Genomic DNA, 13274 nt, shown 5'->3' with positions numbered 1-13274 from the left:
TTAACAAAGAAACTACACATAGCACGGTGTGGTAAGTGTGTTCAAGTGCGACGCTTTCCCGCATAGTGGGTGCCTCAGGAGAACTGTAATTGGAATTTGCTAACGAGCCCATATTTCAATGGATGTCGCAATTTGCCTACCAACCCGGTACGGTCTATGCGGCTTTAATTGGTATGATGATGCTTTCGGCAGTCGGTTTTCCGTTGCCGGAAGAAGTGACGTTGATCAGCGTGGGGATTTTGGCCTTCATGGGGGCTCATCCGCAGCATTTTCCACCTCCTTATGAGGGTGCGCCGGTCGTCAGCGTGCATACAGCTTCTATTATTGCTTTCACCGCCGTCGTCGCGGCCGATTTCATAATCTATCTGATAGGGCGGGTGTTCGGGCGAAAGATGCTCTATCATCCGCGTGTTCGTAAGTTCTTTCCTGAGCACATGATGAAACGAGTGGAAGAGTGGACTCATAAATACGGTGCCTATGCGTGCGGTATCTTCCGTTTCACTCCAGGCCTTCGTTTCCCAGGGCACTTAGCCTGCGGTATGCTGCGCTATCCAGCTTGGAAATTCCTGGTGATTGACGGAATTGCGGCTTTGATCAGTGTTCCAACACAGATCTACCTATTGGCTCATTATGGCGAGCCCATCTTAAAATACCTTCGTCAATTCAAACTGGTCGTGTTTGCAATCATCGGTTTGTTGATTGTTTATTTTGTCGTGAAAAAACTAAGAGAGAAATGGCTTCAAAGGGCGGCGGCGAATAACGGTTAGGAATAAAAAAAGGGCCTTTTGAAGGCCCTTTTTCTTTTGCAGACTATCCTGCTTTTTTGCCGTAAACAGTTTCTGGGCTGAGCTCACAGCACAAGTGCAAAGCAACGGGTTTAGAGTGAAAGACGGGTTCCACGTCCTTCCAGAAAATCTTTTCGTAACCACTTTGCAAGCCGTAAATTTCTTCACGGATTTTGAAAAGAAGTCCCGCTGGAGAACCCAAGAGCCAATCCATTTGCACCAAATAGAAGGCTTCTTCAAGCTCTACCGGATTTAATGAAGAGACGAAAGTTTTTGGAAGATTGTCCACCAAGTGACACGCATTGTGCGAGTACTTGTGGAAAGCTTTTTCCATCGGATTTACAAAAAGTTTATCGACGCGAGTGTCTGGAGTCTTTGGAGCCGAAAAAGGTTGAGAAAACTTTTTGAAATTCCAGTAAAGAAGAGCGTCATTCACGACATACTCTGCGCGAGGCAAATAGTCTGTGATCGCATCGACCTTCACAGCCTCATGTGAAGGATCTTCAACGTGAGCATTGTGATCGATCGCAACAAGGCTTCTGAGGTGATAAAGGAACGAGTACAAAGCATGCAATTTCTCTGTGAAGGGTTTTGAGAAATTCAAGCCAAAGTTATAAAGCAAAGGCGCACCGATTTTATTTTCAAACGAAGCAAAAGTATCCAACAGAGGCCACAAAGCCGTAAGATCTACGCCCCAAGGTTTAATAGCCATCTCAAAGTGCTCGTTAAATTGATCTTCAAACTCAGCACAGTATTCAGGATTCACAACGGCAAGATGAGATTGCAAAGCCCGAACACGTTTTTGCGAACGCTCATAAAGCTCTGAGTGAGGATCTAAGGCTTTCCACGCTTCCACGGCGAAGGAATAATCAAGGTGGGGAGTCGCCACGGGACTTTTAATGTAGTGGTTCAATTTGACCAACGACAATCCGGTCAATGCGTCCGCGTGATATTTAAACGGCGCTGTCGGAGAAAACTTCTTATAGCTTTCTTCCTGATTCCAGAATTGCACTTTCAAAGGACGCCACGTTGCACCCTTTTCCATCGTTACATCAAAACCCAAGCGTAAGCTTTTATGCTTCATAGAGACTCCTTCACCTGGAACATATCGGCGGAATTTGAACCTTGTTCGAGTCCTGCTTTTCACGATATAACCAGGACCTATGATTGGTTTTGGATTCTGGATCGATGCTCATGGACATTTGGCCGACCCTCGTTGGGAGGGGCAGCAGGACGCCATTATCGAAGAAGCGCGCGGCCGTGGCCTGCATTTCTTCATGCAGGGCGGAGTGGGGCCCGAAGATTGGGCTAAACAACAAGAGCTTAAAAAGCGGCACCCGGCGCACATTGGATTGTGCTTCGGCCTGCACCCTTATTGGGTGGCGGCTCACGACGATGAGGAGTGTGAAGAGGCTTTAAATCTTTTGGCCTCCGCCTTACCGCAAGCCTTAGCCATCGGCGAGATGGGTTTGGATTTTCGCCCTCACATCATGAAGGATTCCCGCGAGCGCCAATTGGATGTTTTTGCTCAGCAGATTGAGCTTGCGCACTTTTCGCAAAAACCGATGGTTCTTCACTTAGTGCAGGCGCACGAAGAAAGTTTAAAAATTTTAGACCTGTACGGCGTTCCGAAACAAAAAGGTATGGTACATTCTTTCAACGGCAGCGGGGCGAAGGCGCAAGATTTTCTAAACAGAGGCTTGTATCTTTCCATCGGCGGGCCGGTGTGTCGCCCTGACAACAAGAAGTTGCATCAGGCCGTGAAAGAAATGCCTTTAGAGTATCTTCTGATCGAAAGTGACAGCCCGGATCAGCCTCCACCTGCCTATAAAGATGGCTTAAACCCTCCTGAGAGTATCTGGGAGGTGGCAAGAACTATAGGGGAGCTAAAATCACTTGATCCTCTAGAAATATTAGATATCACTACGGGTAATTTTCACAGACTGATAGGGAAGTAACGGAGAGACCATGAACCAAACTCCTGAACAACAAACTCCAGAAACAAATCTGCCTCAACCACCAGAAACGCAATACGTTTTGCACCGTCGTTTTGATCGCATGGGCCGTTTGGTGGGCGATGATGTGATGAAAAAACTTTTCAACACGCACGTGATGGTGATTGGTTTGGGTGGCGTCGGCTCTTGGGCTGCGGAATCATTGGCTCGTTCGGGCGTAGGCAAATTGACGATTATTGATTTCGATGAAATCTGCATCACCAACGCCAACCGTCAGCTTCACGCACTTCAAGGTCTTGTTGGAAAGAAAAAAGCCGAGGTCATGGGGGAGCGTCTTCGTAAGATCAATCCTCAAGCGACGGTGAATGTGATCCCTGAATTCTATAACGAAGAAAATTCGGAGATGATGTTGTCGCACAATCCAGATTTCATTGTCGATGCGATCGACAACATGACCGCAAAAACTCACTTACTAGCGACTTGCAAATCACGTGGTATTAAAGTGATCACTTCTGGTGGTTCAGCTGCGAAAATGGATCCACTCCGTATTAAGTTGATGGACTTGGGCGAAACTTACGCCGATCCGATGGCCGCTTCTGTGCGCAAAATTTTGCGCCAAAAGTTCAACTTTCCGGATACCAAAAAATTCGGCATTCCTTGTGTATTCTCCGACGAAATTCCACGCTTACCAGAAGAACTGAAATACGATAATGGTCAGGGCTTCAAATGTGTGTGTCCCACAAAGAGCAGTCTTCACGGTTGTGACAATCGCAATGTGATTCACGGAACGGCCAGCTTCGTAACGGGATCTTTCGGTTTAGCGATGGCTTCTTATATCGTGAACCAGATCCATGCTGATGTTAAAGCGGCCAACGCACCAACAAAAAATGTGGGTGAAGAATGATAGTTTTAGCATGGTTCACTTTGATCGGAATTATTATCCTTATTGGCTTTGCTCTGGTCGGAGCCACTTTCGTTCACTGGTATAAAGAGAAAAAGATCGCTCGCAAGGCGGCCGCAGCCGCTCAAGTGTCTGCCTCTCTCGAATAGCATTCAGCCTATTCGGTGCCATTTTTTGGCGGCCTGCCTAGATTCTTAGGCAGAGCCCTGACTTCATAAAGACTTCAGATGCTCTTTGGGATGGCATACTTATGGCTCCTTAGAAATTCATTGGAGTCGTTTATGAAAAAGCCCAGAATGGCCTTCCTTCTTTCGTCTTTTATTGTCAGCCTTTCTTTGTCATCCCAAGCGGCCATGACCTCGCTCAGCTCTGAAGACGCGGTGTTGTTCGATCGCTCCTATGCTTTTCTTAAGAATATTTATTCTGTCGATGCTCGCGGACGTATTGCTCCTAGGCCCGGTATTGAACTTTTTAAAATGCCGACGAATGATATTTACAGCACCGAATACTCTGTCGTTATTCCCGGGGTTCTTTCCTGGCAAGAGCGTGTGAAAACAACCGACCTGACTCGGCACTTCGAAAACTGTGTCGGTTTTGAGGTTTCTGAAGAAGCCTCAGTGAAAGAGTTATCTGCAGCCGAAATTTCTCGTCGTTTTTATTCTGGATTTAAAAATATCAATGCCTATTTTAACTCGGCAAAAATACATGGGACCTCTTTGTCTCTCGCTTTGGCTGAAGGGCAAAGTGCTGTCGCGACAGAAGTGATTGAGGCCACGATTGAATCGGTTGATCGTCACCAGAATGAGTTCTATCAAAAACAAATGGAAGCCTATCAAAATAAAGGTAAAGCGGCACTGGCAAAGACCTCCGACCGCGTGCCTTATTCTATCACTCACACCGTCATCTACCGTGAAACAAAAACACACAAAGTGGTGGGTGTTGAGTATTTCGAGTCTTCCTTAGAAAGCACACATGCCTTGGCGCGCACTCGACAGCGGGATTCCGCCCTTTTGACGCAGGATCAGATCCCGCAGGGGCTTGTGGCCTACGGTCGTTGCACGCTGCCAATTGCCAAGGAACAGTAGCATCATCGTATCGTCGGTCCTTGTGTATCCAGGGACGCAAGGGTATTCTGATAAGGAAAGAAGGTTTCTATGAAGCTGCGAATTCCTTATCAGGACAAAATCACTCTTGGATACTCTTTAGCACGCTCCGCTCACTTTGCAGCCCAGCAGTTTTCTCTTCCCATTTTTGAATTCTTAACGACGGGCAAACGCAAGCACCGTCAATCTCTTGAACCGCAGAAAATGAAATTGGCCTATACAGAGTTGTATCGTCTTTTAAAGAAAGACGCTGAAAACATTCAGCACGGCTATTATCCGATGGATGTTTTAAAGCCTGAAAATCTGGCCGAACATTTTCGTCGTTATCCGCGGATTATCATGGATGGCTATCAGATCGCCAAACGTCGTACGGATCGAAATCAAAAAGATTTTAATGACGAAGCGAATGAATTTCTAAAAGAACTTCCTGAATACTACCAACGTAATTTTCATTTTCAAACCGGTGGTTATCTGACGAAAGAGTCTGCGGATCTCTATGAGCACCAAGTGGAGATTCTGTTTTCCGGTGCTGCGGATGCCATGCGCCGACTGATTATTCCATTAGTGAAGGATGTTTATCCGGGGCAAGGGGAAGGGCTTCACTTTTTAGAAGTCGCTGCCGGAACGGGAAGACTCACTCGTTTTATGAAGCTCGCTTTCCCGAAGGCGCGTATCACGGTTTTGGATTTAAGTTACCCTTACTTGAAAAAGGCGCAGGACAATTTGCACGATTTCGATCGCCTGGATTTTGTGCAAGGGGCGGCAGAAGATTTGCCTTTCCAAGGCGGCAAGTTCGATCTTGTTTATTCTTGCTTTTTGTTTCATGAACTTCCTTTAGAGATTCGTCGCCAAGCCGTTGCTGAAGGCCACCGTGTCCTTAAAGAAGGGGGGCTTTTTGGCTTTGTCGACTCTGTGCAAAAAGAAGATGCCAAAGACTTTGATTGGGCTTTAGAGCAATTCCCGGTGGATTTTCATGAACCTTTTTACAAGAACTACACCATGAATCCGATGGAAGGGCTGCTGTCTTACCAAGGCTTCGCGAAGATTAAAAAGGATCAAGGCTTTTTCGCCAAGGCCGTTGTCGGGCAAAAGCCATTCTCTTCTTGAGTTTTACGTTAAAAGTGCTACTTTCGGGGTCCTTTGATGGTAGCTAGAAGTCTTTAAACGGTTCACCCGGCGTGAAGCCTTTCAGCTTTCATTAAAAACACAAGGAGCTGAAATGGGACCTATTACACAGTTTATCGATCATCACTACCGCCACTTTAATGCCGCTGCATTGAAAGACGCAGCTAAAGGCTACAAAAAGCACATCGATAACAAAGGCCAAATGCTTGTGACACTAGCAGGTGCTATGTCGACAGCTGAGTTGGGTCTTTCATTGGCAGAGATGATCCGCCAAGGAAAAGTTCACGCTATTTCTTGTACTGGTGCAAACCTTGAAGAAGACGTATTCAACTTGGTTGCTCACGATCACTACGAGCGCATTCCGAACTACCGTGATTTGACTCCGCAAGATGAACAAAAACTTTTGGAAAAGCACTTAAACCGTGTGACGGACACTTGCATTCCTGAAGAAGAAGCCATCCGTCGTATTGAAAACGTGGTGTTGGAATACTGGCAAGACGCTGATAAAAAAGGCGAGTCTTATTTCCCACACGAATTCATGTACAAAATCCTTCTTTCTGGAAAGCTTGAGCAGTACTACCAAATTGATCCAAAAAATTCTTGGTTGTTAGCTGCGGCTGAAAAAAATCTTCCAATGGTTGTTCCGGGCTGGGAAGACTCCACATTGGGTAACATCTTTGCTGGTCACTGCATTAAAGGTGACATCAAAAAGTCGACGACGGTTAAAGGTGGTATCGAGTACATGAAGACGTGGGCAGAGTGGTACATGGGTGCTTCTAAAGCGGCTCCTGTAGGCTTCTTCCAAATCGGTGGTGGTATCGCTGGGGACTTCCCAATTTGTGTGGTTCCGATGCTTGAGCAAGACTTGGGTCACGAAGATGTTCCTTTGTGGAGCTACTTCTGCCAAATCTCTGACTCTACGACATCTTACGGTTCATACTCTGGCGCTATTCCAAATGAGAAGATTACTTGGGGTAAATTGGCTCCAACAACTCCAAGCTACATCGTTGAATCAGATGCGACTATTTGTGCGCCTTTGATCTTCGGATATGTTTTGGGTTGGTAAGTTTTTGTACCCATAGTAAAAAGTCAGTTAAGAAAAGGGTCTCGAACAGAGACCCTTTTTATTTTTGAAACACGAGCGTTAAGATTTCGGTTTGCGAGTTGGAAGTCCGGCCCCCTGTTCGCTATTCTATGGCAGTACTGGTGGGGGATGTATGGCAGAATCCGTTATGCTCTTAAAGTCTTTTTTAAACTCACGAAATTTAGAAGTCGATAATACGGCCATCCGCTTGTTGGATGATTCTCAATTGGTGCGCCTTTGGAACGCCAACGGCGATCTGCTTTTTTATAATAAGACTATGCAACGAGTGACTTCTTACACACCATTAGATCTTTGTTACTATGATCTTAAAACACTGTGGGGCTTTCAAAATGATGGGTACGACCGTTTTAAAGCACTGGTAGCTCAGGCCCTCTTAGGGAAAGAATTAAGTCAAACCCGCACCTACGAAACTAAAGAAAATTTCAGTCAGGGACTTATGGCTACGCACGAAGTGAAGATGGCCGTGCCGATTTTTTCAGGGGATAACATCCAAGGTATTTTAATTTCGGGAACGGCGGAAATCAGAAAGGCTGGCTAGTACGAAGCCTGAGCTGCGCAATCTAAGATCTCTCCTTCGTGATTGGTGACGACATGAGCAGGAAAAGAAGCCTTCTTAACTTCAATCCAAGGATGGGGGATCGCTTTCAGTTCAAAGAAAAGCCGCGTTGAAAATTGGATGTAGGACTTGCCGTCTATCTTACGAATATTCTTTTTCTGTAAATAATCACCGAACCATAGTTTTTGAATTTCAACTCCCGAGGGAACGCGACCTTTCAGCTGGTCGGTGATTTCTAAAGGCGTCTCGGAAGATTCCAGAGCCAGGCCCTGATAGAAGATGTTTTGCTTTTTATTAAGTAAAAAGAGTCCACAGGCTTGTGAGTTTTCGAAAAGATCCTGGGTTTCGGATAAAAAGTGCGCGGTATTCCGATGAAACCGATAACGCTCGATGATCTCACTCCATAAAAAGGGCTGTGAAGAGTTGGCCTCTGCCAAAAGAAGAAGGCAGATAGACAAGCCCAGCGCGATGATAGCTAAACGCCAGGATTCCTTCACGGCTCATCCTGACGTTTTCCATAAGGACGAAGTATCACCTCATAGATGCCGGCATTGATTTGTTCGGTCAGTTGGGTGGGAATCAGATCCACGTGGGGTTCTTTCTTGCTGCGACCATATAGCTCTTCGATGGAAAGATTTAAAATATCGCTGATGCGAAACAGATGTTCGATCTTGCGTGGCTGTTGTCCCGCCAGCCAATGGTAAATGGTTTTTGCGGGCACGCCGGAAAGGCGAGAGAGCTGGGCTACGGTGAGCTTTCGATCATCTAAGATGCGACGTAAACTTTGAGTCAGGCTCATAGAAAAAGACCTTTCGACCAAACCAATCTTAGTTTTTAAAAACTTTCATGATTCAGGTACAAAATTCTCGTTTCAGAGAACAAGTTCTCGTGAACGGATAATTATTTCGATGTGTCTTAATCGAGCTGATAACGAGTTGAAAACATCAGCCCTACGAGTAGTCTATTTAGGCAACAGACAAAAGCCTCAAAGCCGTTTGGCAAGGTCAGTATATAAAGGCCCCTTAGAAATGCAAGCGGGGAATGCAACACTGCCAGTTAAGGCTTGCATTTGCTGAAACAAAACGAAAGCATCATTAACATGAAAATCGAAGAGCTTTTTATCTATCCCATTAAATCCGCGCGAGCCCAAAGCGTGAAAGATATGAAAATCACATCGGAAGGCCCGGAAGGGGATCGCCAATGGATGCTCGTCGATGAAAATGGAAAATTTCTTTCGCAAAGAACGCTACCCAAGATTGCGACGATTGAGGTCTTTCAAGATGAGGCTTCTTTAACCATCGGTTTTCAAAAAATGTTCTTTAAAATTTCAAAGAACAATTCTTTCAAAAGAAAAATCACGGTGCAGGTTTGGAATGACAGCTTTGAGGCAGCCCTAGAGCCTGATTTATACTCGCAGGGTATTTCACAATACTTGGGTGTGAACTGTAAACTTGTCCGCTATGCTCCGTTCTCGCAACGACGTGTGCGTTCTTTACAAGAAGAAACCTGGAAGCCTGAAGTGCGGTTTGCTGACGCAAGACCCTTATTACTGGTAAATACGAAAAGTCTTGAAGATCTTAATTCGCGCTTATCTGAACCCGTGAGTATCGACCGCTTTCGTCCTAATATCGTGTTTCATGGCCAGACCGCTTTTGAGGAGGACGGATGGAGTCGCATCCGTGTCGGGGAGGTCACATTTTCCCAACCCAAAAAAAGTGCTCGCTGTGTGATGATCACCATTGATCAAATCACGGGCGAAAAGAAAGGCCCTGAGCCGTTAAAAACTCTTTCGACTTATCGTAAGGAGGGAGCGGGGGTCTTTTTCGGGACTCTGTGGATACCTGAAAACGAAGGTCTGATCCAAAAAACAGATACCGTACAGGTGCTGGCGTAAGGTTTTTTCAATCCTGAGCCTCCCTTTAATCAACAGGTAAAAATGACCCAGGGGCTGCCAATTTACGTCGCTGTAAAATCCATTAGCAGTCCATAAAATCCTCATCGCATCTTAACATCGGCCTGGTCCGTGCACTCTTGCTTCCCGAATGAACGTCTCTTTCCAAGGTTGAAGCAATGTTTAAGGCAAAATTCATATTTGTTTTGTTTGTGTTTGTTGTGAAGTTTGCGGTGGCGGCCACTCCGGCTTCCACTGGGTTGCACCTGTCTTTTGAGCAAAGACTGGCTTTGACTTATGCACTTTTAGCTCAGGGCGAATCGCAAGAAAATAAGCAAGAAATTCTAGAGCGCGCCAAAGCTTACTTTCAGGGCATCTATAATAAAGAAGTGGAGCATGTGAAAGTGAAGAACTTTGAAGAGTTCTTGCGTCTTCATAAAGGGGCCTGGCCCAATACTCACAGCGTGAAACTAGATCTTGAAATCCTTGAAAAGCAAGGCCCTCGCGCTATGAAAATCTTTGAAGCCGAAAGCCCGCGCATTCAAAAGCAGATTGATACCTATTTAGAGTGGCAGCAAGAGCAGCTCAAAAACATGGCGCAAAAGCAAAATGGTGCTGAGCCTTTGGATATGGAGAAGCTAGCGGGTCAAGCGATGGCTCTTTTGCAAAATCCAGAAGCGCAAAAAATTGCAGAGAATTGGGTATTGCAGGAAAGTGAAGCTTTGTTGGCCGACCGTATGAAAGAGTTAGACCGCGTGGGTGAAAAAATCGCGCAAAACGGTTTCGCGCAACAACAAGATAAGACTATGCGAATCTTCATGGAGACCATGTTCAGTGAGTACTTCTCGCGCTTGTCGCCAGAATCAAAAAAGCTCATCGTGTCTTCTTACTTAGGCGGAGACCTTTTGGTCTCGGATATGAAAAAATTTGAGATCATGGTTCAAAACAGTGGTCCTCAATTGCAAAAGCTTTTGCAAGTTGTGGCTCGCCAAGCCGATCTAGGTCCCGAAATGCTCGAGGTCTTTCGTGCTCTTGAAAACTCTGTACGTCCGGTGCCTTGGGTGCAGGTAGAGCAAATCGTCAGCAAAGAACATGGCAACTACAAGTTCACTTATTTTGAAAGAAAAGCTTTGGGCGTAGGAACAATGGCGCAAGTTCATCGCGCAAAGATCATGGTCGATGGAAAACGTCATGACGTGGTTGTTCGTTTTATCAAACCCGGCATTGCTGAAAGAGTGCAAGAAGATAAAGTGATCCTGACTGAAGTCGCGAAGATTCTGGATAACAATCCTGAGTTCCGTAAAACGGGTGCGCCAAAGCTCACGCCGATTATTGAAGATATCACCGCAACGGTGACGGCAGAGCTTAGTCAAGAAGATACGATTCGCCGTCAGAAACTAGCAAAGACTCGTTACGACGGGACTGTGTTGATGAAAACGCCAGAATACAAGAACTACATCGAATTCAATGTGCCTCGTATTTACGAGTCCACAGGTGAATCAAATTTGATGGTTCAGGAGATGGTGATCGGTAAAAAGCTGGATAAAGAAGTGGCGCTTTATAAAGAAGTGGCTCCTGAAATGAAAAAAGCCGTTATCGAAAATATGGCGAAACTTTGGGCGAACGAAGTGATGTTTGGTGGCGGCTTTTATCACTCGGATCTTCATCAAGGTAACTTCATGATGCATGTCACGGATCCTAAAATTCGTTTGCACATTCTTGACTTCGGTATGGGCGGAGTGATCTCTGAATCCATGCAGCGTCAAGTGATGGTGTTGGGTGCGGGAACGGAGCTTATGAACGCCGAGCTTATTGCGCGTGCCTTCTGGAACTTAAGTGATAAGAACAGAAACACGGTGAACCAGACGCAGTTACAAAGCTTGGTGGCAGAACGCATTCGCCGAATCAAATCTGGTGCCGAAGTGAATACGTCTTTAGAGCACTGGACAGCTTTTGCGATGGATAATGGAATCAAACTTCCTTATGAGTTTGTCAGTCTGAACCGCGGTATCGTTATCGTGAACAAGCTTTTAGCGGATGCCGGAAGTAAGCTGACCGTGACGAGCATGATGAAGAGTTACGCGGTGGCGCATCCGGCCATGGTTTATCAAAAGCTGGTAGTGGAAGAAAAGATCTCTCGCACCGATCTAATGAAGTTGGGTTGGAGCGAAATGAAGGGCGTGATCTTCGGCCCAAGTGAAAAGATCACGGCTCCGGCGGCAGTGGGCTTGCGCTGCGAAGCTATTTTCCTTTAGTCCCTCTCCGCCGAATTACGAGTGAGTAATCAATAAACTATTTGATTGTTGCCAGGTGTTCCCCTCTCCACAATGGAGAAAAAAGGGGGACCCTGTCATGGCTTCATCGGCGGACGCAACCATTAGTGCAACAGAAAAACGGAACGTCTGGAAGGTCATTGCCGCTTCCAGTGCGGGTACTTTGATTGAATGGTACGACTTCTACATCTTTGGAAGTTTGGCGACCATTATCTCGGCGCAGTTTTTCCCGAAGGGGAACGAGACTGTCGCCCTATTAGGGACATTAGCAACCTTTGCGACGGGATTCATCGTCCGACCTTTCGGAGCTTTGGTTTTCGGGAGAGTCGGGGATGTTGTCGGTCGTAAGTATGCCTTCATGATCACGCTTCTTATCATGGGGCTTGCGACCACAGTGATTGGTTTACTTCCGACCTATGAAAGCATCGGAATTTTTGCTCCGATTCTGTTACTATTGCTTCGTTTGCTTCAAGGTTTGGCGTTAGGAGGGGAATATGGTGGTGCAGCCACCTATGTTGCGGAACACAGTCCTGACGGGAAGCGCGGGTTTTACACAAGCTTTATTCAGACCACAGCCACATTAGGTCTATTCGTTTCACTCGGGGTTATCTTAGTGACTCGATTAACCATGGGGGAAGAAGAGTTTGCCGACTGGGGCTGGCGTATCCCTTTCTTGTTGTCGGTGGTTCTAGTCGTTGTTTCTTACCTGATCCGTCGCCGTATGGAAGAATCTCCTGTCTTTATGCAAATGAAGGCTCAGGGAAAAACTTCGAAAAGTCCTCTGCGCGAAAGCTTCATGCAACCTGAAAATCGTCGCATGGTGATCTTAGCACTTCTGGGAGCGACGGCCGGGCAAGGTGTTGTTTGGTATACGGGTCAGTTCTATGCTCTTTATTATTTGCAGACCGTCTTGAAGGTGGAGTTTGTTCTGGCAAATCAGATTATTGCCATGGCTCTTCTTTTTGCGACTCCATTCTTCATTGTTTTTGGGGCGATGTCAGATAAAATCGGTCGCAAGAAAATCATGATGGCGGGATGTTTGATTGCCGCTTTAACTTACTATCCGATTTATCGTGCGATGGAAACTTACTCAGGTTGGGATCCTGCAAATCCCACGGCGACGGCTTTGAATCCTAACGTCGTTATGCTAACCGTCTTAGTGTTCATTCAGGTGATTTACGTAACCATGGTGTATGGTCCGATAGCGGCATTCTTAGTGGAGCTATTTCCGGTGCAAATCAGATACACGTCGATGTCCCTCCCTTATCACATCGGAAACGGTGTTTTCGGTGGGCTTGTGCCTTTTATTGGGACGGCGCTTGTGGCGTCAACGGGAAATCATTTCGCGGGGTTGATGTATCCCATCGGAATCGCCTTGATGACTTTTGTTATTGGAAGCCTTTATATCAAGGAAGATCGCAGTGTTCGCTGGCACTCGATTGCTCCGTCTCAAAATGGGAAGACGCGGCTCTAAACAAATATCGATAAATATCTGGGTATTCTCAATTTGAATCTCAGATTCGCGAGGGGCGCTCCGATAAGTCTAGTATGCGGTTAGGGGCGCCAATCCATGTATTTGT

Annotated in this window: 14 protein-coding genes; 11 read left to right on the top strand and 3 right to left on the bottom strand. The window is 46.2% G+C overall.

What is annotated here, in order from left to right; genetic code table 11:
• The first annotated feature begins 89 nt into the window (after positions 1-89).
• Positions 90-767 (top strand): DedA family protein, encoded by a 678-nt coding sequence (locus ACLWBD_RS10560; protein ID WP_413568148.1) that lies wholly within the window; start codon positions 90-92, stop codon positions 765-767.
• 43 nt (positions 768-810) lie between these two features.
• On the opposite strand, the gene ACLWBD_RS10555 is transcribed toward ACLWBD_RS10560, so the two are convergent.
• Positions 811-1869 carry a hypothetical protein gene (locus ACLWBD_RS10555; protein ID WP_413568147.1) on the bottom strand — a complete coding sequence of 353 codons (1059 nt, stop codon included), beginning with the start codon at positions 1867-1869 and terminating at the stop codon, positions 811-813.
• Positions 1870-1948: 79 nt separating this feature from the next.
• Between ACLWBD_RS10555 and ACLWBD_RS10550 the strand changes: the two genes are divergently transcribed.
• From ACLWBD_RS10550 to ACLWBD_RS10520, 7 genes are all read left to right on the top strand, one after another.
• On the top strand, positions 1949-2743 hold the full coding sequence (locus ACLWBD_RS10550; protein ID WP_413568146.1) for a TatD family hydrolase: 795 nt from the start codon (positions 1949-1951) through the stop codon (positions 2741-2743).
• 10 nt (positions 2744-2753) lie between these two features.
• Complete coding sequence (locus tag ACLWBD_RS10545) at positions 2754-3644, top strand: ThiF family adenylyltransferase (RefSeq protein WP_063208529.1); 891 nt, start codon at positions 2754-2756, stop codon at positions 3642-3644.
• Positions 3641-3790, top strand: a complete 150-nt coding sequence (locus ACLWBD_RS10540) for a hypothetical protein (RefSeq protein WP_172795340.1) — start codon at positions 3641-3643, stop codon at positions 3788-3790. Before ACLWBD_RS10545 ends, ACLWBD_RS10540 begins: the two co-directional genes overlap by 4 nt.
• Positions 3791-3922: 132 nt before the next feature.
• Complete coding sequence (locus ACLWBD_RS10535; RefSeq protein ID WP_063208527.1) at positions 3923-4726, top strand: hypothetical protein; 804 nt, start codon at positions 3923-3925, stop codon at positions 4724-4726.
• 69 nt (positions 4727-4795) lie between these two features.
• A complete protein-coding gene (locus ACLWBD_RS10530) occupies positions 4796-5851 on the top strand; it encodes a class I SAM-dependent methyltransferase (protein WP_063208525.1) in 1056 nt (351 codons plus the stop codon).
• Between the two features lie 112 nt (positions 5852-5963).
• The gene (locus tag ACLWBD_RS10525; protein WP_063208523.1) at positions 5964-6935 is read left to right on the top strand and encodes a deoxyhypusine synthase family protein; all 972 of its coding nucleotides are present in this window, start codon (positions 5964-5966) and stop codon (positions 6933-6935) included.
• Between the two features lie 151 nt (positions 6936-7086).
• Positions 7087-7512 (top strand): hypothetical protein, encoded by a 426-nt coding sequence (locus tag ACLWBD_RS10520; protein ID WP_413568145.1) that lies wholly within the window; start codon positions 7087-7089, stop codon positions 7510-7512.
• Here ACLWBD_RS10520 and ACLWBD_RS10515 read toward each other — a convergent pair.
• Together ACLWBD_RS10515 and ACLWBD_RS10510 are read right to left on the bottom strand one after the other, a co-directional pair.
• Positions 7509-8027 (bottom strand): hypothetical protein, encoded by a 519-nt coding sequence (locus ACLWBD_RS10515; RefSeq protein ID WP_413568144.1) that lies wholly within the window; start codon positions 8025-8027, stop codon positions 7509-7511. The two genes, ACLWBD_RS10520 and ACLWBD_RS10515, sit on opposite strands and share 4 nt — an antisense overlap.
• Complete coding sequence (locus ACLWBD_RS10510) at positions 8024-8329, bottom strand: helix-turn-helix domain-containing protein (protein WP_063208519.1); 306 nt, start codon at positions 8327-8329, stop codon at positions 8024-8026. Before ACLWBD_RS10510 ends, ACLWBD_RS10515 begins: the two co-directional genes overlap by 4 nt.
• Before the next feature lie 300 nt (positions 8330-8629).
• Between ACLWBD_RS10510 and ACLWBD_RS10505 the strand changes: the two genes are divergently transcribed.
• From ACLWBD_RS10505 to ACLWBD_RS10495, 3 genes are all read left to right on the top strand, one after another.
• Positions 8630-9424, top strand: a complete 795-nt coding sequence (locus ACLWBD_RS10505) for an MOSC domain-containing protein (protein ID WP_413568143.1) — start codon at positions 8630-8632, stop codon at positions 9422-9424.
• Positions 9425-9600: 176 nt separating this feature from the next.
• Positions 9601-11676, top strand: a complete 2076-nt coding sequence (locus ACLWBD_RS10500) for an AarF/UbiB family protein (RefSeq protein ID WP_413568142.1) — start codon at positions 9601-9603, stop codon at positions 11674-11676.
• Positions 11677-11773: 97 nt separating this feature from the next.
• Entirely contained in the window at positions 11774-13168 is a 1395-nt protein-coding gene (locus tag ACLWBD_RS10495; protein WP_063208514.1) for an MFS transporter, read from the top strand.
• Positions 13169-13274 lie beyond the last annotated feature (106 nt).

This window comes from Bdellovibrio sp. HCB117, assembly GCF_047305915.1.
GTDB lineage: Bacteria > Bdellovibrionota > Bdellovibrionia > Bdellovibrionales > Bdellovibrionaceae > Bdellovibrio > Bdellovibrio bacteriovorus_B.
This window is presented reverse-complemented; position numbering and strand designations above follow the sequence as displayed.

What these genes read in the sequence shown, in the direction of transcription:
- ACLWBD_RS10555 (WP_413568147.1), bottom strand. Translation starts at nt 1,869, where the DNA reads ATGAAGCATAAAAGCTTACGCTTGGGTTTTGATGTAACGATGGAAAAG.
- ACLWBD_RS10550 (WP_413568146.1), top strand. Translation starts at nt 1,949, where the DNA reads ATGATTGGTTTTGGATTCTGGATCGATGCTCATGGACATTTGGCCGAC.
- ACLWBD_RS10545 (WP_063208529.1), top strand. Translation starts at nt 2,754, where the DNA reads ATGAACCAAACTCCTGAACAACAAACTCCAGAAACAAATCTGCCTCAA.
- ACLWBD_RS10540 (WP_172795340.1), top strand. Translation starts at nt 3,641, where the DNA reads ATGATAGTTTTAGCATGGTTCACTTTGATCGGAATTATTATCCTTATT.
- ACLWBD_RS10535 (WP_063208527.1), top strand. Translation starts at nt 3,923, where the DNA reads ATGAAAAAGCCCAGAATGGCCTTCCTTCTTTCGTCTTTTATTGTCAGC.
- ACLWBD_RS10530 (WP_063208525.1), top strand. Translation starts at nt 4,796, where the DNA reads ATGAAGCTGCGAATTCCTTATCAGGACAAAATCACTCTTGGATACTCT.
- ACLWBD_RS10525 (WP_063208523.1), top strand. Translation starts at nt 5,964, where the DNA reads ATGGGACCTATTACACAGTTTATCGATCATCACTACCGCCACTTTAAT.
- ACLWBD_RS10520 (WP_413568145.1), top strand. Translation starts at nt 7,087, where the DNA reads ATGGCAGAATCCGTTATGCTCTTAAAGTCTTTTTTAAACTCACGAAAT.
- ACLWBD_RS10510 (WP_063208519.1), bottom strand. Translation starts at nt 8,329, where the DNA reads ATGAGCCTGACTCAAAGTTTACGTCGCATCTTAGATGATCGAAAGCTC.
- ACLWBD_RS10505 (WP_413568143.1), top strand. Translation starts at nt 8,630, where the DNA reads ATGAAAATCGAAGAGCTTTTTATCTATCCCATTAAATCCGCGCGAGCC.
- ACLWBD_RS10500 (WP_413568142.1), top strand. Translation starts at nt 9,601, where the DNA reads ATGTTTAAGGCAAAATTCATATTTGTTTTGTTTGTGTTTGTTGTGAAG.
- ACLWBD_RS10495 (WP_063208514.1), top strand. Translation starts at nt 11,774, where the DNA reads ATGGCTTCATCGGCGGACGCAACCATTAGTGCAACAGAAAAACGGAAC.